The organism is Caballeronia concitans, from assembly GCF_001544615.1.
Lineage (GTDB): Bacteria > Pseudomonadota > Gammaproteobacteria > Burkholderiales > Burkholderiaceae > Caballeronia > Caballeronia concitans.
Genome location: NZ_FCNV02000002.1, coordinates 539,218 through 559,467, shown reverse-complemented (window position 1 = coordinate 559,467; position 20,250 = coordinate 539,218). Strand labels below are relative to the sequence as shown.

At 63.5% G+C, this 20,250-nt stretch carries 17 protein-coding genes; 10 read left to right on the top strand and 7 right to left on the bottom strand.

The genetic code is table 11. The features are described 5' to 3' along the window. Positions 1-281: 281 nt before the first annotated feature. The 3 genes from AWB72_RS08685 to AWB72_RS08675 all read left to right on the top strand — a co-directional run bounded on the left by AWB72_RS08685 (position 282) and on the right by AWB72_RS08675 (position 4,511). A complete protein-coding gene (locus AWB72_RS08685) occupies positions 282-1,376 on the top strand; it encodes an alpha/beta fold hydrolase (protein ID WP_040050711.1) in 1,095 nt (364 codons plus the stop codon). Positions 1,377-1,576: 200 nt separating this feature from the next. Further along, entirely contained in the window at positions 1,577-2,563 is a 987-nt protein-coding gene (locus tag AWB72_RS08680) for a hypothetical protein (protein ID WP_052449898.1), read from the top strand. 379 nt (positions 2,564-2,942) lie between these two features. Then, positions 2,943-4,511 (top strand): alanine/glycine:cation symporter family protein, encoded by a 1,569-nt coding sequence (locus AWB72_RS08675; RefSeq protein ID WP_244285563.1) that lies wholly within the window; start codon positions 2,943-2,945, stop codon positions 4,509-4,511. Positions 4,512-4,523: 12 nt separating this feature from the next. Here the strand turns inward: AWB72_RS08675 and AWB72_RS08670 are convergent, their stop codons facing one another. Both AWB72_RS08670 and AWB72_RS08665 read right to left on the bottom strand, forming a co-directional pair. Then, positions 4,524-5,120: a cytochrome b gene (locus tag AWB72_RS08670; RefSeq protein ID WP_040050709.1), complete on the bottom strand. Its 597-nt coding sequence runs from the start codon at positions 5,118-5,120 to the stop codon at positions 4,524-4,526. A 24-nt stretch (positions 5,121-5,144) separates the two neighbouring features. Beyond that, positions 5,145-5,441 (bottom strand): hypothetical protein, encoded by a 297-nt coding sequence (locus tag AWB72_RS08665; RefSeq protein ID WP_040050708.1) that lies wholly within the window; start codon positions 5,439-5,441, stop codon positions 5,145-5,147. 237 nt (positions 5,442-5,678) lie between these two features. Here AWB72_RS08665 and AWB72_RS08660 point away from each other — a divergent pair, with 237 nt between their 5' ends. After that, positions 5,679-6,803: a VIT1/CCC1 transporter family protein gene (locus AWB72_RS08660; RefSeq protein ID WP_040050707.1), complete on the top strand. Its 1,125-nt coding sequence runs from the start codon at positions 5,679-5,681 to the stop codon at positions 6,801-6,803. Positions 6,804-6,814: 11 nt separating this feature from the next. On the opposite strand, the gene AWB72_RS08655 is transcribed toward AWB72_RS08660, so the two are convergent. The 4 genes from AWB72_RS08655 to hpnI are packed head-to-tail and all read right to left on the bottom strand — an operon-like array spanning position 6,815 to position 11,353. Further along, positions 6,815-7,819, bottom strand: a complete 1,005-nt coding sequence (locus tag AWB72_RS08655) for a lysylphosphatidylglycerol synthase domain-containing protein (protein ID WP_040050854.1) — start codon at positions 7,817-7,819, stop codon at positions 6,815-6,817. After that, positions 7,816-8,631 (bottom strand): hopanoid biosynthesis-associated protein HpnK, encoded by an 816-nt coding sequence (gene hpnK, locus AWB72_RS08650; protein WP_040050706.1) that lies wholly within the window; start codon positions 8,629-8,631, stop codon positions 7,816-7,818. Before hpnK ends, AWB72_RS08655 begins: the two co-directional genes overlap by 4 nt. Before the next feature lies 1 nt (position 8,632). Then, entirely contained in the window at positions 8,633-10,057 is a 1,425-nt protein-coding gene (gene hpnJ / locus AWB72_RS08645; protein ID WP_040050853.1) for a hopanoid biosynthesis associated radical SAM protein HpnJ, read from the bottom strand. 36 nt (positions 10,058-10,093) lie between these two features. Continuing rightward, the gene (hpnI, locus tag AWB72_RS08640) at positions 10,094-11,353 is read right to left on the bottom strand and encodes a bacteriohopanetetrol glucosamine biosynthesis glycosyltransferase HpnI (protein WP_040050705.1); all 1,260 of its coding nucleotides are present in this window, start codon (positions 11,351-11,353) and stop codon (positions 10,094-10,096) included. Positions 11,354-11,771: 418 nt separating this feature from the next. On the opposite strand from hpnI, the gene AWB72_RS08635 reads away from it, so the two are divergent. Continuing rightward, positions 11,772-12,035, top strand: coding sequence for a YlcI/YnfO family protein (locus tag AWB72_RS08635; protein WP_040050852.1), 264 nt, complete (start codon positions 11,772-11,774; stop codon positions 12,033-12,035). 392 nt (positions 12,036-12,427) lie between these two features. Further along, on the top strand, positions 12,428-13,324 hold the full coding sequence (locus AWB72_RS08630; RefSeq protein ID WP_052449897.1) for an ATP-grasp fold amidoligase family protein: 897 nt from the start codon (positions 12,428-12,430) through the stop codon (positions 13,322-13,324). A gap of 1 nt (position 13,325) precedes the next feature. On the opposite strand, the gene AWB72_RS08625 is transcribed toward AWB72_RS08630, so the two are convergent. After that, positions 13,326-14,264, bottom strand: coding sequence for a LysR family transcriptional regulator (locus AWB72_RS08625; RefSeq protein WP_040050704.1), 939 nt, complete (start codon positions 14,262-14,264; stop codon positions 13,326-13,328). Positions 14,265-14,423: 159 nt separating this feature from the next. On the opposite strand from AWB72_RS08625, the gene AWB72_RS08620 reads away from it, so the two are divergent. Genes AWB72_RS08620 through AWB72_RS08605 form a run of 4 tightly spaced genes read left to right on the top strand, consistent with a single transcriptional unit; the run spans position 14,424 to position 20,190 of the window. Next, on the top strand, positions 14,424-16,469 hold the full coding sequence (locus AWB72_RS08620) for a hydantoinase/oxoprolinase family protein (protein ID WP_040050850.1): 2,046 nt from the start codon (positions 14,424-14,426) through the stop codon (positions 16,467-16,469). 3 nt (positions 16,470-16,472) lie between these two features. Continuing rightward, positions 16,473-18,212 (top strand): hydantoinase B/oxoprolinase family protein, encoded by a 1,740-nt coding sequence (locus tag AWB72_RS08615; RefSeq protein ID WP_040050703.1) that lies wholly within the window; start codon positions 16,473-16,475, stop codon positions 18,210-18,212. Then, a complete protein-coding gene (locus AWB72_RS08610; RefSeq protein WP_040050702.1) occupies positions 18,209-19,378 on the top strand; it encodes a CaiB/BaiF CoA transferase family protein in 1,170 nt (389 codons plus the stop codon). The genes AWB72_RS08615 and AWB72_RS08610 overlap by 4 nt, the downstream gene beginning before the upstream one ends. After that, positions 19,375-20,190: an enoyl-CoA hydratase-related protein gene (locus tag AWB72_RS08605; protein ID WP_040050701.1), complete on the top strand. Its 816-nt coding sequence runs from the start codon at positions 19,375-19,377 to the stop codon at positions 20,188-20,190. The genes AWB72_RS08610 and AWB72_RS08605 overlap by 4 nt, the downstream gene beginning before the upstream one ends. Positions 20,191-20,250 lie beyond the last annotated feature (60 nt).

Here is a 20,250-nt window from a genome sequence, read left to right as displayed (position 1 = left end):
CGCCGTGGATGAGCTGTCTCCGCGCCTCATGACCTTCGTTCTGTGTGTCGTGTGGACGTATGGTAACGCGGGAGCGGGACTGGACCTGGCGGTGGTACATCCGGAGGCTCCTCGTTAAGCCGCAATGCGTCACTGAACAGCGAACCCGACGACCGCAACATCCCGCCCTACATTTGCAGCCTCTTGACTTTCAATTCCATAACGCGCGAGCATAGGAACGCTCGAAAGCCGCGCCCTGTCGAGCCCGCATAGGTACGTACTCCATACATACTTTCGCTCCGATGGCCCCCCGTCCAGCCCCGCCCCGCCAGCATATCCGCCTGTGCACGGCGAGCGACGGCGCGCGCATCGCTTATGCGGCGTGCGGCTCGGGCGCGCCCCTCATCAAGGCCGCCAACTGGCTCAGTCATCTGGAACTGGACTTCATGAGCCCGGTCTGGAGCCATCTGATGCTGGAGCTTTGCAGCCGATACACCCTCATCCGATACGACCAGCGCGGCTGCGGACTCTCCGACCGCGACGTCGCCGACATCTCGTTCGATGCCTGGCTGCGGGACCTCGAAACCGTCGTCGACGCATGCGGCATCGCGCGTTTTCCGCTGCTCGGCATCTCGCAAGGCGCGTCGATCGCGGTGGCTTACGCGGTGAAGCATCCTGAGCGCGTGAGTCATCTCGTGCTGCACGGCGGCTACGCTCGCGGACGCCTGATTCGCGCACGCAGCGCCGCCGAGTGCGAAGAGGCCGAAATGCTCGTGCGCCTCGCGGAACTCGGCTGGGGCAAGCACAATCCGGCGTTCCGGCAGTTCTTCACGACGCAGTTCATCCCGGGCGGCACGCCCGAGCAGCATCACTGGTTCAACGAGCTGGAACGTCTGACCACGACGCCCGTCAACGCGGCGCGCATCATGCGTGTGTTCAATCGTATCGACGTGGTCGATCTGCTGCCGCTGGTGCAGTGCCCGACGCTCGTTCTGCATTCGAGCGGCGACGCGCGCGTGCCCTTCGAAGAAAGCCGCCTGCTTGCCGGGAACATTCCCGGTGCGCGCTTCGTGCCGCTCGAAAGCGACAACCATCTCGTGCTCGAAGGCGAACCGGCCTGGACGCGCTGGCGCGAAGAAGTGCACGGCTTCCTGCCCGCGTCGGTGACTGCCGATCCCGCATTCGCGACCCTCACGCCGCGCGAGCGCGATATCGTCGAATTGCTGGCGGGCGGACGCGACAACGCGCAGATCGCCGCGCGCCTCGCGCTTTCGGAGAAGACCGTGCGCAATCACATCACGAGCATCTTCTCGAAGCTCGAAGTGGAGAACCGCGCGCAGGCCATCGTGCTCGCCAGGCGCGCGGGCTTCGATGCGCAGCCGTCGGCCGGACGCTGACCAACCCGGCAACGTCCTCGACCGGGACACGTGTCCCGCTTAACGGCCATTGCGCGCTCGAGTCCCGGTGCCGACCGGGACACCCGCCTCATGTATGCCACGCGCCGTCTTCGGAGAATGGTTTCCAGACGGTGACGCAATGCAGCCCTTTCTCTAGCGACCCGTCGTTTTCATCAACGCACAGGTTCACTGGAGCTCACATGAACGCCGTTCCCCAGCCCACCGCCCAGCAACGTTATGCGCGATGCATCGAAGTTTCGCGGCGCATCCGATGGGACATCGACCGCGACGTCTTGCGCGGACGCCGCTTCGACCCATCGCACAAATTCATGCCCGACGGCCTCACGGAAATCGAACGTCTGCCGTTCCTCGAATCCGCCGAGCGGCTTCTGATGTCGCAGATTCAGGGCCGCACGTACGCAAACATGTTCGGGCTCATCGAACGTTTCATCGGCGCGAAGATGATGGACGTCGGGCGCGACCATGCGCTTTCCGATCAGACCGCGTTCGAAGCGATCGTGCGATTCACCGACGAAGAACTGAAGCACCAGGAACTCTTTAGGCGCGTCGAGGCGCTGGCCGCCGACGTCATGCCGTATGGCTACCGCTTCATCGCGAATGCCGACGACGTCGCCGCGTTCGTTCTCACCAAATCGACATGGGCGATTCTCGCGTTGACCTGTTGCGTCGAAATCGTCACGCAGGTGCACTATCGCGAGAGCATGGAGACCGACGGCAGCATGTCGCCGCTCTTCAAGGACATCTTCCTGTTTCACTGGAAGGAGGAGTCGCAGCACGCGATCATCGATGAACTGGAATGGATGCGCGAGGACAGTCGCATCGACGGTAAAGAGCGTGACGATGCCATCGGCGATCTCATCGATCTCGTCGGCGCGATCGACGGCATGCTGCAGGCACAAGCCGTCGCCGATGCGCAGTGCTTCCTCGCGCTGCTCGATCGCGCGTTGTCCGAGGACGAGGAGGCGCGCGTGCATGCCGGCGTGCTGGATGCGTATCGCTGGCAGTACATCGTGTCCGGCATCGATGAACCGCGCTTCGAGAAGCTCTTGACCGGGATGGTCAGCGAGGCGCAGGGCGAACGTCTCGGCGCGGCGCTTGCGGGTCTGCGTCGCCGGACGCTTCATTGCGGCACGGATGTTTTCGCGGCCTTCGATCCCGCTGAGTAAGTTGATGTGCGCCGCGGCTCGTCACACGGGCCGCGGTATGACGAACGTGGAGCGACCCATCATGATTGCGTATATCTTCTGCCTCATCGACATGTGGTTCACCGCAGCCGAGTGCAAGCGCCGGGAGTCGTATCTCGCGGAATAGAAGGATCCGGGCGAAGTGGAACGCCGGATTCGTGCGCTCGAACAGCGCGATGTCACGGGATGATCGTGTGCTTCGAAAGCGGTGGCGGAGACAAGAACGAGTAGCGGAAAGAGGGCCGTATAATAGCCGCCCGCGCGTTTTCGCGTGCGCTATTCATATCCCAAATTCGAATGCCTGCTGTAAGCAGCTCGAAGCAACACAGAAAGGCCCAGCGTGGATGACCTTTTCCGATCCGTGAACGCATTCTTCGCGTTCATCGCGCCTGTCTCCGACTTCCTCTGGGACTTTCCCACCAACATCAAAGCGTACTCGCGCATTCCCGTGCTCGGGCAGTTTCCATTCGCGATCCTGCTGCTCGTCGGCGTCGGCATTCACTTCAGCATCCGCACGCGCTTCATCCAGACGATGAACATCCGCAAGATCGTGCGCATCATGCTGCGCAAACAGTCGTCGAGCACGGGCGTCAGCGCGCTTGCATCGTTCATGCTCGGACTTGCGATGCGCGCGGGGCCGGGGAACATCGTCGGCATCACGGGCGCGATTTCAGTCGGCGGGCCGGGTGCGCTCTTCTGGATGTGGGTCGCCGCGTTCTTCGGCATGGCGACGGCCTTCATGGAATCGACGCTCGCGCAGCTCTTCAAGGAAAGGAAGCAGAACGAATTCGTAGGCGGCCTGCCCTTCTATGGACGACGCATTCTCGGCGGACGGCGCTTCGTCGGCACGTTCCTGTCGCTCGTGTTCATCGTCTACGCTTTATTCAACGTTCCGCCGCAAACGTTCAACGTGTTCACGGCCATCGGCACCATCGCCGATACGGTCGCGGGCACGCATCTCGCGCGGCAATCGACGGTCTATTACGTCATCGCGGCAGGCCTCGTGCTCGCGTGTGCGTTCATCATCATGGGCGGCATTCGCCGCGTGACCGCCTATACCGACGTGCTCGTGCCCATCAAGGCGACGCTCTTCTGCGTGATGTCGCTCGTCATCATCGGCATCAACTTGCCGCTGATTCCGTACTTCTTCCATGAGGTCGTCGTCGGTGCGTTCGCGCCGCATGCGCTGTTCGGCGGCGCCATCGGCACCGCGCTCGCGCAAGGCGTCAAACGCGGGCTGATGTCGAACGAAGCGGGGCAGGGCACCATCACGATGGCGGCCGCAATCGCCGACAATGATCACCCCTGCGAGCAAGGCTTCGTGCAAAGTCTCGGCGTGTTCTTCGACACCATGGTCATCTGCACGATGACGGGCTTCATCGTGGTGATGGCGCACGTATGGACCGGCACCGTGGATGGTCAGGCGTGGGAGTCGGTGCGCGCGTCGAAGATCACGGTGTATCTCGCGTCGGTCGAAGCGCTCGTGCCGGTGTGGGCGGGCAATGTCATTCGCATCGTGATGTGCGTCTGCTACGGGCTCTTCGCATTCACGACGCTGCTCGGCATGATCTCGTTCGCCGAAATATCCGCGAACTTCATTTCACGCAGCCAGCGTTTCATTACCGGCATTCGCGTGGTGGGATCGCTCGTGTTCGTGCCGTTCGGCGCGCTGACCGTGCTCGCGGGACTCGAGCTGCCGAACCTGTGGGCGCTGTCGGACCTGATGAACATCGTCATGGTGCTGCTCAACGTGCCGATCGTGCTGCTCGGGCAAACGCTCGTGTACAAGGCGCTCGCGCATTATCGGGCCACGCGCGGCGGCCCGTTCGTCTCCGATGACATCGGCGTGCGGACCGAATACTGGACCGCAGGCCAGCGCGCGCACGTTGCGAGTGCGCCTGCGCGCGAGACGGACAGCGTCGAGGCTTGAACCAGGCGCGATTCAGCGCCGCTTCAATCCGGGCAGCATGCGTGTCAGCACGGCATCACGCACGACGAAGTGATGGAACATCGCGGCTGCCGCGTGCGCGGCGGCCAGCACGATGATCGCCCATCCGATGAACTCGTGCGCTTCGCCAATGGTGTGATGCGCCGCCTTGCTGAACGGCGCGAACGGCGGGGCGATCAGCAAACCGAAGAAGCTCATCGCTTCATTGCCGGACCAGCGCAGCACGAACCCGAGCACGGCTTCCGCAGCCAGCAGGACATAAAGCAGATAGTGGACGGCCTTGGCGGCAAGCTCCACCCATCCGGACGATGCGACCGGCGCCTGATGTCCCGGCGACAGACGCCACACGATTCGCATGACGATCACCGCCGTCAGCAAGATGCCGAACGACATGTGCGTGACGATCAGAACGTGCCGTGTCGGACGCGGGAAGAAGCCCCAGACTTGCGATAACGCGAACTGGGCCAGCACGAGCACGACGGTGAGCCAGTGAAGCGCGATTGAAATGCGGTCGTAAGACGTTCTGTCGTCGCCGGCGGCAATGCGCGTTGCAGCGTTGGAAAGCGTGGAGGGGTGTTTGTCGTGTTGCATCGTGAATATTCCAGCAGTAGTGGCTCAGCCCGGCATTTCGCGGCCCGTGAAGCGATGATGCATGCGAATCAGGAATCGCTGTGTTTCGGGGGAACGTCGGTACATGGGTTCGACATACGCAAAATAGCTGGCCACGCGCATGAGCACAACGAATAAAACGATGATCGAACCCGCCACCAGCCTGAACCGCAGCGTCTCGAACACCGTTTCGCTCGTTCCCCCAATCTGAATGCTCACGAGTTCCACGATCTGAATGAGCATCGCTGCAACGCAAGCGGTCTTCAGGTGTGCCCGAATGATCGCTACGGTATCGCGTTTCATGGCTGCCTCGAAAGGATGACTCGGCGTACACGGGCCCCCGAGTCTATCCGACGGTGCTGAAGATTTGCTTAAGGCGCGCATCGTTGCGCCTCTCGGTCGCACGTTTCATGCATTCAAGCGACTGAGCACACGAATGCAAATTATTGCCATTCCCGGTCATCGCGGACTTGAGGGTTTATGCGGCGCGCGTGCGAGCCTCGCGCTACAGTCGTGTGTCTCGTCCGACGGAAAACGGATATGGCATCGAAGCAGGAATTGCGACGGTATCGGTTGAATCTCGCCGATGAACTGCATAGCGCGGAACTCTACGAGACGCTTGCGCGTGTGGAAAAGCGCGCTGATCGCAAGCGCCTGTTCGATGAACTCGCCGCCTCTGAGAAGCAACACGCACAGGTGTGGGCGGACAAGCTCAGTGCGAATCATCAGCGCGTTCGCAAGGGACCGAGCTTCAAGACGGTCCTGATGAAAGGACTCGTTCACGTGTTCGGTCCGCGCTTCGTGCTTCCGTCGCTTGCGGCAGCCGAGTTCGCCGACCGCAACAAGTACGCGGGCAATCCCGATACGGCCACGATGTCAGCCGATGAAAATCGGCATGCCAGCGTCGTGCAGTCGCTGGCCAACGAAGGCAGGCCTTCGGCCACCAAAGGCGATGAGATCGCGAATGCGGAGTCGTGGCACCGCGGCGTATCGTCGGGCAACGATCTTCGTGCGGCGGTGCTCGGCGCGAACGACGGACTCGTGTCGAACTTCTGCCTGATCATGGGCGTGGCCGGCGCGGGCGCGCAGAACAAGTCCATCTTGTTGACGGCGCTCGCGGGCATCATTGCCGGCGCATGCTCGATGGCGCTCGGCGAGTGGTTGTCCGTGACCAACGCGCGCGAACTCGCGAGGACGCAGATTCAAAAGGAAGCCGATGAACTCGAGCATACGCCCGAAGCGGAGGAGCACGAGCTTCGCATGATCTATCGCGCGAAAGGGCTCGACGGCGATGAAGCCAGCCGCGTGGCGGCGCAGATCATGCGCGACAAGGACAAGGCGCTCGATGCCTTGACCCGCGAAGAACTCGGTCTCGATCCGGCCGAACTCGGCGGCAATCCGTGGTCAGCGGCGGCGGTGTCGTTTCTTCTGTTTTCGGCGGGCGCCGTGTTTCCTGCAATGCCCTTTCTGTGGTCTTCAGGCAGGTCCGCCATCCTTCAATGCGTTGCGCTGAGCATCCTCGCGCTCGCCGCGATCGGCATGTTCACGTCGCTTTTCAATGGCCGCGGCGCGGCTTTCTCCGCCGTGCGTCAGATTCTGATCGGACTCGCCGCCGCGGCGTTCACGTTCGGCGTCGGCCATCTGCTTGGCGTGTCGGTATCTTGACGACTCGATAATCACGGCAGCCCGGCCGGCGCGCCTGAACGCTCTTTGACATCGGCCGCGCCCAGCAAGCGCAGAAGCGTGAGCGCGATGCCGCCCCAGATGAACTCGCGTGCGCGCCGAAGCAGCGCCAGAGACAGCGCCGCTTCACGATCGATGCCGAGCGCCGCCGACACGGTCACGATGGTCGCCTCCTGCACGCCGAGTCCCGCCGGCATGATGAAGAACGCGTTGCGCACGCACTGCGTCAGCGCTTCGATCGCTATCGCGCCGGCGATGGATACCGGATGCCCGAGCATCGCGAGTCCGAAATAGATCTCCGATGCGCCCAGCACATAGCCCGCCAGCTGCCATGCGAACGCCGACGCGCATCGCGATGTGCGTTGCAAAAGCGAACGGATTTCGGCGTCCAGACGCTTGCCGTCGAGCTTTGCGACGAGCTGGTGCGACTCGCCGATCCATCGGCACGCCATTGCTTCCAGCCGATGAAACGGTGCGCCGCGATGCGCAACCACGAACGCACAGACGGCAATCGGCAAGGACATGGCGAGTCCCCACGCGATGATCGCGGACAGGCCGTCTGCATGACCGAGCGTCATGTAGAGGCACGCGAGTCCAAGCATGGCGAGCGCGTATTGCACGGCCATCGTCACGAGCGTTTCGACGATGACCGACGCGCTCACGACGCCGACATCGCTCATATACCGCGCCGCAAGCCGGATGCCGATCAGCTCGCCGCCGATCCCGAGCACGGGCAGCAGGCGTCCGACTGCTTCGCGCACGACCGCGATCCACCAAAGCGTTGTCAGCGGCAGGCGATCGCGAAGCAGCACTTGCCACGCGCGCGCATCGAGCAGGAGCGGCAGCGCGTGAAGCGGAATGAGCCATAGCAGAACAGGCCCCGCACGCTTGATGAGCGCGAGCGCTTCGAAGATGCCTTCATGCAGCGCGAGCGCGATCAACAACGCCACGGCGATCGGCCAGCGCAGCCACGCGAGTCGTTTGATGAGCGACATCATGCGAAGGCCAGGACGTCGGAGAACGCTCCACGCCGTGCGCCGGTGGCGGCAATGGCTTGCCGCACGCGCGGCGAGCACAGCGCCGCGAGTTCGTCCGCGTGGCGATAGTCGCGCATCGATGCGGTGATCGGTGTGTCGTCGCTGACGGCAGGATGGCTGTACAGCTCGAGCACGCCTTCGGGCGATCGCGCGAGCACATCGAGCATCGTCGCTTCATCCATGCGGCCCGTGGCCGCGATGCCCGCGACCCAGTCGTTATGCGCAATGCCTTCGCGTTTCAATTGCGCCTTCATCCACGCGGTCCACGGCGCAAGCAGCGCGGGTCCGCCCAACTCGCGCGGCAGACGCATCGCGCGCATGCCGAACTCCTTGCCGATGTCGAGTATCAGCGAAAGCACCGTGGGATGAAGATGAAAGTGCTTGTGCGCGTTGACGTGATCGAGCTCGAGACCCGTCGCGGCGAACGCTTCGAATTGCGCGCGGATTTCGTGTCGCAACTGACGTCGGACATGCGGCAGAAAGAAGAAGCGCACGCCGTCGCGCACCATGCGGTCGCCGAAGCGGCCGTTCGCATCGACGAGTGCGGGGATTTCACGGACCGGCGACGTCGATAATCCATCGGCCAGCACGATATGCAAGCCCACGCGCAAGCGCGGAAGCCTGCGCGCGCGATCCACCGCATCGCGCGCGGCGGCGCCGCTCACCATCAGGCTCGCGCAGTCCAGCACGCCCTGACGATGCGCGACTTCGACCGCTTCGTTCACATGCTCATGCAGGCCGAAGTCATCGGCCGTGACGATCAAGCCGCGCACGTCAATGCGCCTCGTGCGCGTGCAGGAACCGGAAGAACTCGACGCCTTCGCGCAGGCGGCGCTTCATCATGTCCCAGCTCGTGAGCATCTCGCGCACGATCTCCCATATCTTCGACGGCCGGAAGTAAAAGCGCTTATAGAAGCGTTCCAGCTCGTGATAAATGTCCTCGCGCGGAAGATGCGGATAGCCGATGGCCGCGAGCTGCACGCCTTCCTTGCTGACGAGATTGATCACCTTGTTCTCTTCGAGCCAGCCGTTCTCGACCGCTTGCGCATACAGCGTCGTGCCCGGATACGGCGCGGCGAGCGACACCTGGATCGTATGCGGATTGATTTCCTTCGCGTACTGAATGGTCTTCTCGATCGTCTCCCGCGTCTCGCCGGGCAGACCGAGAATGAACGTGCCATGCACCTTGATATTGAGCTTGCGGCAGTCTTCGGCGAAGCGTCGCGCGATGTCGGTGCGCAGGCCCTTCTTGATGTTGAGCAGAATCTGGTCATCGCCCGATTCATAGCCGACGAGCAGAAGGCGCAAGCCGTTTTCCTTCATGATCTTGAGCGTGGAATAGGGCACGTTGGCCTTCGCATTGCACGACCACGTGACGCCCAGCTTGCCGAGACCGCGCGCGATTTCCTCGACGCGCGGCTTGAAGTCGGTGAAGGTGTCGTCGTCGAACATGATCTCTTTCACTTCGGGCATGTTGTCGCGAATCCACTTCACTTCTTCCAGCACGTTCTCCACGGAGCGCACGCGATACCGATGCCCGCCCACCGTCTGCGGCCACAGGCAGAACGTGCAGCGCGAACGGCAGCCACGGCCCGTATAGATCGATACATACGGATAGTTCAGATAGCCGATGAAGTAGTTCTCGATCTTCAGGTCGCGCTTGTAGACGGGCGCGACGAACGGCAATTCGTCCATGTTTTCGAGGACCGGGCGCGCCGCGTTGTGTTCGATGGACCCGTCCGGCAAGCGATACGAAAGCCCCTGAATGGACGCGTAAGGTCTGCCCTCGGCGATTTCCTTGCACGTGAAGTCGAACTCTTCGCGGCACACGAAGTCGATGGCGTCGCTGGCTGCGAGCGAGTTGTGCGGATCGACGGCCACCTTCGCGCCCACCATGCCGATGCGAATCGACGGCGCGCGCGCTTTCAAATGCTGCGCGAAGAGCGCATCGGTCGAGAAGGAAGGCGTGCTCGTATGGATGATGACCAGTTCGTATTGCGCGGCGATGTCGAGCGTGGCTTCCACGGAGAGGCCATCGGCGGGCGCATCGATCACGCGGCTGCCGGGAATGAGCGCGGCGGGCTGCGCGAGCCACGTCGGATACCAGAACGAGCGGATTTCGCGCTTGGCCTGATAACGCGAGCCGGCGCCGCCGTCGAAGCCGTCGAACGACGGCGCTTGCAGAAAGAGCGTTTGCATCATGATGCGATCTCGTTGGCGATCAAGGGAAACTGGCTAGTGAATGTCGGATGCATCGCCTGTATCGGCGACGGCTGGAGAATTCTGTTCGCGCACGCGGTTCGCCGCGCCCGAATCATCGACGGGAACGCGCGAGCCGCGCCACAGCACGCTCGACCCGAAACACGCCGCGCACCATTCGAGCATGAGCAGCGCGTCGCGCAAAGGGATGAGCGGCAAGTCGCGCCAGAACGCGCGCATCGATCGCGCGGTGCGCCAGTGCAACAGCAAGCGTGCGCTCAATCCGAACGATGTGCTCAGATCGACGATGGTGTCCGCCACCGATTGCGTGAAGTCCGCACCGCTCGAATCGAGGTGCAAGCCCAGCAATCCGCTCGTCAGGAGCCAGGGCGTCGTGATGGTGATGCACAGCGAGGCGAACCCCGACGGATTGACCGAACGGATGGTGCGAAGCCAGCGCGTCTCGCGTTGCCATAGCGCGCCGAGGCCGCGCTCGGTCACATCCGTCGTGACCACCACGTCGGACAGCACGGTGCGCAGACCCAGCGCGCGCACGCGCTCCGAAAGCCGATAGTCGTCGGCAAGCATGTCGCGCAGCGCTTCGAAGCCGCCGCTTTTCGACAACGCCTCGCGCCGCACGGCGATGGTCGCGCCGAAGCCGAAGGCATCGACATCGAGCGCGTTCGCCAGATACACCGAAGGCGCGAACCACTTGTCGATGAACAGCACGCCCATGCGCGCCCAGAAACCGCCGACACGGCGCCCCCGATAAAGACACGTAACCACGCCGACCTTCGCATCGGCGAGCGGCGCGGTGACGCGCGTGAGGTAGTCCGGCTGAACGGCAATATCGCTGTCGGCGATCACGAGCGCGTCGTGACGTGCGCGCGCCGCGAGGCTGATGAGATTGCTCACCTTGCGGTTGCTGCCGTGCGGCGTGGCATCGATCACGAGTTCGATATCGAGCTGCGGATAATTGCGCATCAGCGTTCGTACGATGCGCGCCGCCGGGTCCGACGCGCTCGCGACGCCGAACAGCAATTGATACGACGGATGCGTCTGATTGCAGAACGTCTCGAGATTCGCGTAGAGGCGCGGCTCTGCGCCGCATAACGGCTTGAGCACGCTGACCGGCGCGTGGACGGTTTCGCGTGCTTCGTCGCCATCGACGCGCGACGTCCGGGCCGACGCGCGCCATCCAGGATGAACGAGCGCCACGAGCGTCGCGTACAACGACGACGCGCAGCACAGCGCAATGACCACCCAAAGCGGAATCGGAACGGAATGCAAGCTCATGCCGTCGTCTCCCCGATCGACTCGGGCGCGGCGTTCGAGGCCAATGGTATTCGGTTTCGCATGGACATCTCCGAAGCGGCTGCCGTCGTCCGCTGTCGCGAGCGGGCGGACTCAACGGAAGGCTGCGGGCGGCGAGCTTAAGGGACGCTTAAGCAGTCGCAATCAATCCATTTCTGTGAGGAATGTCTATTCGTGCAATCCATGCGGCAAGCTGGCAAACAACCTTCATAACGCCGACGCGCGCGCTGCATCTTCGTAAGAATGGACGATGCGGCTTGCAACCCAGACAAAGTGCATCGCGGAATTCTTACCCTGCCTCACAAAAGCATTGCACCGCAGCGAGACATCGTGGTAGAAGCACCGCTTCGTGCGCGTCGCGATGCGGCGCGAAGCATCGGCAATGAACTGGGAGCAGAAGGTGAGAAGGACCGCCGAAAACAAGTTGAAGGTGGTCGCGGTACGTGTCGAGCCGGCGATCGAGCAGCGATTGCGGCTATTGGCAGAAGTAACGGGACACAAGCAGTCGTTTTTCCTGCAGCAGATGATCGAGCGTGGCATCAGCGCGATGGAAGAGACCTGGCTTCCGCCGGACATGCTGGAGCAGGTGCGCGGCGGCGCATTCCAGCCGAGACATCCGGCGAACGACGCCACGCCGGATCTCTTCGGCGATCCTGCCGATTAAAGTTGCGCAGAGCCGGCATCGAAGGATTCGCGAACGTTCGAATGCGTTTCGTAAAAACGATTCGCATTCCGTGATAATCGGGACTTTGCCTTGCTTGCGAAAGTGTCAAGCTAAAAAAAATTTACTCGCGAGCGTGGGGAAACGCGCTCCGCTCACCGTTGACCGTCTGCTACGCTCGTTTTACGAGAAGCGGCGCTTTGCCAGCCGCTTAATACAACCAAAATAGGCAGGCAAGTCTTTTGCGTGAGTAGTGTGGGCTGCCGCACGGTCGCGGCATCGCTGACTTGGGACGATTTCAGTCCACCAACCGGTGCACGACCACAGGCGCTCGCTCACGAAACGGGGCTTGAATCACGACCACTATTACACAATAGTCATACGGAGAATACCGGATGTCGCTTTCGAAACGGCTCTTTGACAGCGCAAAGGTGTGGTTGCCGGACGATGTGTTCCTGAGCTTCGTTCATCGCAGGCGCATCGGGCGATTCCCTAATTTGCGGCGTCCTTTGACGTTCAACGAGCAAATCCTTCGGCGCTGCCTGCATCCTGATCCGCGTTATGTCGATTTGAGCGACAAACTGGCGGTGCGCGACTACATCGCCCGGAAAATCGGGCCGCAATACCTGATTCCGCTGCTCGCAGCACCTTCAGTATTTACTAAAACCGTATTTGACGAATTGCCGAAGGCTTTCGTCATGAAAGCAAATCACGGCAGCGGTTTCGTTAAAGTTGTCCGCGACAAATCGACGACGTCTTTCGAAGAGCTTTCGCAATTGGCGCAAGAATGGCTGACGACCGATTTTTATCGCATTGCGCGGGAGCGGCATTATCGTGCGATCAAGCCGCGCATCTTTTTCGAAGAATTGCTGCTCGACGATACCGGCACCGTTCCGCCCGATCTCAAGTTCCATGTGTTCAACGAGAAGTCGGGCAAGCAGACCATCTATATCCTGGTGATTTCGGATCGGTTCGGCGCCATTCCGCACGGCGACACGTTCGATGCGAACTGGAACGTGCAGAACATCCGCTTCGGCCACTACAAGCCGAGCGAAACGCCGGTGCCGCGTCCCGAGAATCTCGATGCGTTGCTGGAGACGGCGGGCGCGCTCGCACGCGACTTCGAATATGTGCGCGTCGATCTGTATTCGCTGAGAGACAAGATTTACTTCGGTGAACTGACATTCACGCCGGGCGCGGGCGTTCTGCGGATGCAGCCCGATAGCGTGGACTACGAGTGGGGCCGCATGCTCGAGATGATTCGCCAGCAATGGGCGGGTGAAAAGGCTTAGATCAGGCTTCCTCGTTGCGCTTGGCGAGACAGAGATCGATGAACCTTTGCACCGGCTGTGTCAGGGTCGCGCCACGCCGCGTCGCGATGCCGTAGGGCGGCCCGCGCCGCTCGATCTTGATCGGCAGCACGGCAACGAGCCCGTGCTCCTCGAAGTACCGCGCAACCTTCATCGGCACGAGCCCGACCGTGCCGTTTCCCGAGCGCAGCAGCGCGAGCGTCGCGAATGTCGATGACGTCTCGATTGCATAGCGCGGAAACGGCAGCTGCCTGTCATCGAAGAGTTGCTCCAGCAGCGAGCGCATGGGCAGCGCGGCTTGCGGCACGATCCACGGATTGTCCGCGAGATCCGCGAGTTCGATGCGCTCCACGTTCGCGAGCGCATCGCCGCCATCCACCACGAAGCACACTTCCTCGGCTTCGAGCGGCACGAAATCGTAAGCATCCGGATGCACGCTGATGCTCGGCCTGCCGATCACGAGATCGAGCAGACGCTGATCGAGCATCGACAAGAGCCGCGCGCTGTTGTCCTCCCACACTTCGACTGAAATGTCCGGCTGCACTTCACGCAGCGATCGCAGGATCGGCGTGAGCCACACGGGCACCGAACCCATCACCGCGCCGATGGCGAGCGTGCCGCCGCCGCCGCGCATGATCGCCGCGAGTTCGTCGCGCAATGCGCCGATCTCCGATCGCACCGCGCGCGCATGCCGGATCACACAGCGTCCCAGCTCGTTCGCCACGATGCCGCGCGGCGAACGCGCGAACAGCTCCGCGCCGAACATCGCTTCGATTTCGCGCAGGGATTTCGTCGTCGCGGGCTGCGAAAGCGAGACCTGCTGCGCGGCCTTGCGAAGCGACCCGTGATCGTCGAGCGCGATCAGGAGCGCCACGTGGTTCCCGCGCAAGCGCCGCAGGATCGCGTCGATACTGGTTATCACCGATATAACTCCACTGACTCACCTGATCCGAAGGTTTCATTATCCGGGCGGGGCGCGCGTCTCTACACTGGTTCCGTCGATGCCTGGCCCCTGAGCGGCACGATCATAGCCGCAACGGGCGCATCGGGCGCAAAGAACGCAACGCACATGGAGACGCAATTGAAACGAATCGGTATCGATGTCGGCGGCACCTTCACCGACGTCGTCATGGTGGATGACGAAACGGGCCGCATCTGGTCGACCAAGGTTCCCACGACGCCGAAGGATCGCGTTGTCGGCACGGTGGAAGGCTTCCGCAAGATTCTCGAACTGTCGGGCGCGGCGAGCACGGACGTGTCCTTCCTCGGACATGGCACGACGATGGCGACCAACATGGTCGTCGAAGGCACCGGCGCGAAAACCGCGCTCGTCACCACGCACGGCTTTCGCGACATTCTCGAACTGCGCCGCGTTTCGCGCCACGACCGCGCCGATCTCTACGACCTGCTCTTCGACAATCCGCGTCCGCTCGTCGAACGCCGCTGGCGGCTCGAAGTGACCGAGCGCATGCGTTACGACGGCACCGTCGCGACGCCGCTCGATCACGCCCAACTCGAAGCCATCGCCGCGCAGATTCGCGATTCCGATGTCGAAGCCGTCGCCGTGTGTCTGCTGCACGCGCACGTGAATCCGCAGCACGAACGCGAAGCCGTCGATACGCTGCGGCGCCTCCTGCCGGACCGCTTCATTTGCGCATCGCACGAAGTCAATCCCGAAGCGATGGAGTACGAGCGCGCGAGTTCCACCGTCATCAACGCGATGCTCGGCCCGGTCTGCGGCCGATACATCGGCCGGCTCATCAACGCGCTCGCGCAATTGGGCTTCGCGGGCAAGTTCCTCTTCATGCAATCGAACGGCGGTCTCGCCAGCCCGGCGATGGTCGCGGACCGTCCCATCGTGCTGCTCGAATCGGGCCCGGCGGGCGGCGTATCGGCGGCGATCCGCAACTGCGAGAAGAGCGAACTGAAGAACGCGATTCTCGGCGACATGGGCGGCACCACGTTCGATGTCTCGCTCATCCGCGACTTCCGCCCCGAACTGCGCAACAAGAGCGTGCTGCACACGTACACGGTGCGCTCGCCGAGCATCGATATCGATTCGGTCGGCGCGGGCGGCGGCTCCATCGTGTGGATCGATGCGGGCGGCGGCGTGCGCATCGGACCGGAAAGCGCGGCGGCCGACCCCGGTCCCGCGTGCTACGGACGCGGCGGCACGCGCCCGACCGTCACCGACTGCAATCTCGTGCTCGGCTATATCGATCCGGACAGCTTCCTGGGCGGCGAATTCAAGCTCGATGCGAAGGCCGCATGGCGCGTCGTCGACGACGTGATCGCGAAGCCGCTCGGCCTTTCCGTGCCGGAAGCGGCGCAAGTGGTGCGCTCGGTCGCGAACGCGCTGATGGCGCAGGCCATTCGCATCATGACCGTCGAGCGCGGCTACGATCCGCGCGAGTTCAGCTATATCTGCTACGGCGGCGCGGGCCCGGTGCACGCGGTCGATCTCGCGCAGGAAATGGGCATTCGCCGCGTCGTCATTCCGCCGCTGCCGGGGCTGTTCAGCGCGTTCGGCATGACCGTCGCCGATCAGCAATACGACTATCAGCGTCCGCTCGAAAGCGATCTCGCGAAGATCGACGACGCCACGCTCAGCCGCGCGCTCGACGACCTGCGCACGCAGGGCATGGAAGAGCTTGCGCGCCACGGCGTCGATGCGGACGGCGTGAAGGTCGTGCGTCTCGCGGATTGCCGCTACGCCGGCCAGCCCGATGTCATCACCGTGGAAGTGCAGGACGACACGCAAGGCGTCTGCGACGCGCTCGCGGCGGGCTTCGAGGCGGCGCATCTGCGGCAATGGAACTTCGTGAGCAAGGACAAGCCGATCGTCGTCGCCAACGTGCGGCTGCAACTCGTCACGTCGACCGGCTGGCGCGGCGCGGCGGCTCAACGCAACGGCGGCGCGACGCCCGCGCCCACGCGCACCCGCGACGTGTATTTCGACGGCAACGTGCGCACGCTGCCCGTGTTCGCCCGCACCGAGATTCCGGTGGGCGCGAGCATCGAAGGGCCGGCCGTGATCGAAGAGCACAGCAGTTGCGCGGTGCTGAAGGCGTCGCACGTCGCGCGCGTCGATCGTGATCTCAACCTCGTTATCGAACTGGCAGCCTGATTCATGGACATCGTTACCTACGAAATCATTCGCAGCAGTCTCTTCGCGGTCGCGCGTGAAATGAAGATCGCGATGATGCGCACGGCGGGCAGCCCGCTGATGCACGCAAGCGGCGATTCATCCGCCGCGATCTTCGACGCCGACATGCAGCTCGTCGCGCAAGGCAACGACATCCCGACGATGCTCGGCTCGGCCGTCATCTCGACGCGCGTCTCCGTGGAAGCCGTGGGCCGCGAGAACCTGCGCCCCGGCGATGTCATCGTCAGCAACGACGCGTATGTGGGCGGCGGCAATCACCAGCCGGATGTGCAGTTCACGCGGCCCGTTTTCGCGGACGGAAAGATAGTCGCGTTCGTGATGACGCGCGGCCACTGGACCGATATCGGCGGGCAATCGCCCGGCAGCTATACCGTGACGACGTGGGACGTGTTTGCCGAAGGCATCCGCATTCCGCCGGTGCTGCTGTATCGCAACGACGAGCCGGTGAAGGACATGCTGAACCTGCTCACGAAGAACAGCCGCAACGCGCACGAACTCCTGCTCGACATTCAGGCGCAATACGCGGGCACGTTCGTGGGCGACCGGCGCATCGGCGAACTCGTCGCGAAGTACGGCGCGGAGGCGCTCGCCGAAGTCATGGCGCAGAGCCTCGATCATTCGGAGAAGCTGATTCGCGCGGAGATCGCCCGCATTCCGGATGGCGTGTACGAAGCGGAAGAGTATCTCGATCCCATCGAAGCGCCGGGCTGGAAGCAGGAGCGTCCACTGCTGAAAGTGAAGGTGACGGTAGAAGGCGATCACATCACGTTCGATTACACCGGCACCGGCGCGCAAGTGCGCGGCGGGATCAACTGTCCGCTGTCGGTCACCTGCAACAGCACGTGGTTCACCGTGAAGGCGCTGACCGATCCGGCCATTCAGATCAACCAGGGCTGCTATCGGCCGGTCACGATCATCGCGCCCGAAGGCAGCGTGCTGAATTGCCAGTATCCGGCCTCCGTCGTGTCGGGCAATACCGAGACTTCGCCGCGCGTGATCGATCTGTTGCTGAAGGCGCTCGCGCCCGCCGTGCCGGAACGCATCACGGGGCAGAGCAACTGCGCGTCGTGTGCAGGCATTTTCAGCGGACGCGATACGGATGCCACGCGCGTCGCGCAAACGGGCCAGGCGTTCGTCACCATGCACGATGTCCACGCGGGCGGCATGGGCGCGCGCGCCGAGAAGGACGGCGTGAGCGGCGTGCGCGTGTATGTGGGCAACGCGGGCAGCCAGTCCATCGAGATGATCGAAGCGACGTCGCCGCTCGTGGTCGAGGAATGGTCGCTCGTCACCGATAGCGGCGGCGCGGGACGCAGGCGCGGCGGTCTCACGTCGCGGCGCGTGTATCGCGTGGAATACGACGAAGCCACGTTCACGGTCTCCGGCGAACGCGGACGGTCCGCGCCCGAAGGCCACTTCGGCGGATTGCCCGGCACGCGCTTTCTGTGCTCTGTGCAGCGCGCGGACGGCAGCGAGCAGAAAGTGGCCGCGAAGGGCGGGCAGACGGTGGTGTATCGCGGCGACCGCGTGACCGTGCAGCCCGCGGGCAGCGGCGGTTATGGCGACCCGGCGACGCGCGAACGCGCACGCGTCGAAGCCGATATCGCCGATGGCTACATCAGCGAGGAAGCCGCGCGCCGCTTCTACGGCCACGGCGAGACCGTGTCGCACGAAGAAGCCGCGCTCGCGGTGACAGCCGAATGAGCACGCGCGACGACATGCCCAAGCCGTTGCCGCTCGAAGGCGTGTGCGTGGTCGAGATCGGCCACAGCCTCGCCGCGCCGTATGCGGGCATGATCCTCGGCTCGCTCGGCGCGACGGTCATCAAGATAGAAAGCGCGGAAGGCGGCGACTATGCGCGCGACTGGGGCCCGCCGTTCATCGACGGCGCGGCGGCGCTCTTTCATGCGGTGAATCACGGCAAGTCGAGCATCGCGATGTCGCTCTCGAATGCGGATGAAGCCGATGCGCTGCGCGAACTCATCCGCAGCCGCGCCGATGTCGTGTTGCAGAATCTGAAGGCGGGCGGCACCGAAAAGTACGGTCTCGGCGCCGACGACATGCTGCGCATGAAGCCGTCGCTCGTGTACTGCAATCTCGGCGCGTTCGGCACGGCCGGGCCGCTGCGCGACAAGCCCGGCTACGATCCGCTCGTGCAGGCGCTTTCCGGCCTCATGAGCTTTCTCGGGCAGCCGGGCGAGCCGCCGAGCCGCATCCCCGTTTCCGTGAACGACATGGGCACGGGACTGTGGGCCGCCATCGGCGTGCTGGCCGCGCTGTTTCGCCGTCAGGCGACGGGCGAGGGCGAAGTCGTCTCCGTATCGCTCTACGAAACGGCGATCAGCTGGGCGGGCATTCAGATCGCTGACTACCTTGCATCGGGCGTGCTGCCGGGGCGATGGGGCTCCGGCACCGCCGCGATCGTGCCGCATCAGGCGTTCGAATGCGCGGACGGCACGATCATGGTCGCGGCCGGCAACGACCGCCTGTTCCGCCGCCTGTGCGATGTGCTCGCGGTTCCCGCGCTCGCCGCCGATGCGCGTTTCGCCACCAACGGCGCACGCGTGCAGAACCGCGTCGAGCTGATCGAACTGCTGCATGCGGAATTCGCGAAGGCAGGCAGCGCGCACTGGCTCGCCGCGCTCGATGCCGCCGGCATTCCGAGCGGGCCGCTGCAAACCATCGATCAGGTCGTCGCGCACGAACAGACGAAGGCGCTCGATCTTTTGCGCATCACCGACGACGGCGCGGCCACGGTCGTCGGCGTGCCCATTTCGTTCGGCGGCGCGCGGCCCGCGCAGGTCGGCCGCACGCCGAAGCTCGGCGAACACAATCATCTGCTGGCCAAGACGCCACTGGAGACACCTTGAAACTGGCAAAGCACCTCGGCCAAGCGCCGCTCGAAACGCTGCAACTCGAAGAAATCGATCAGCAGATTCTGGTCGTGACGCTCAACCGTCCGGCGGTATCGAATGCGATCAGCACGACGATGGGCCACGAAATCATCCGCGTGTTCGGCGCGCTGGAGGCGGACCCGTCGCTGTATCGCTGCGTGATCCTGACGGGCGCGGGCGATCACGCGTTCTGCGGCGGCGCGGATCTGAAGCAGCGCGAAGGCATGACCGACGAAGACTTCGGCGTGCAGCACTACCTCTTCGAGCGCATGAACCGCGCGATCACGTATTGCCCGCTGCCGCTGATCTGCGCGGCGAACGGATCGGCGGTGGCGGGCGGGCTGGAACTGCTGCTCGCATGCGACTTCGCGTACGCCGCGAAGGATGCGGTCTTCGGCTTTACCGAAGTCAAGCGCGGCATCATGCCGGGCGGCGGCGGCACGCAGCAGTTGCCGCGCACCATCGGCACGCGACGCGCGAAGGAGCTGATCTTCCGCGGCGCACGTTTTACCGCCGATGAAGCGCTCGCGTGGGGCGTCGTCAATCGCCTGTGCGAACGCGGCCGCGTGCTCGCCGATGCGATCGAAGCCGCGCGCGACATCTGCACGAGCGCGCCGCTTTCGGTGGCGCAGGCGAAGAAGGCGATCGACCTCGGCATTCAGGGCGACCTGCGCACGGGTCTCTATGTGGAAATCGAAGCGTACAACCGCCTGATTCCGACATCGGACAGACAGGAAGGCATCAGCGCGTACAACGAGAAGCGTCAGCCCGCGTTCAGGGGCCGCTGAAAAACGGCGAAAGCAGTAGACGAGCAGCAAAGCACCGGCCGGCATCGACCGGCCGGCACG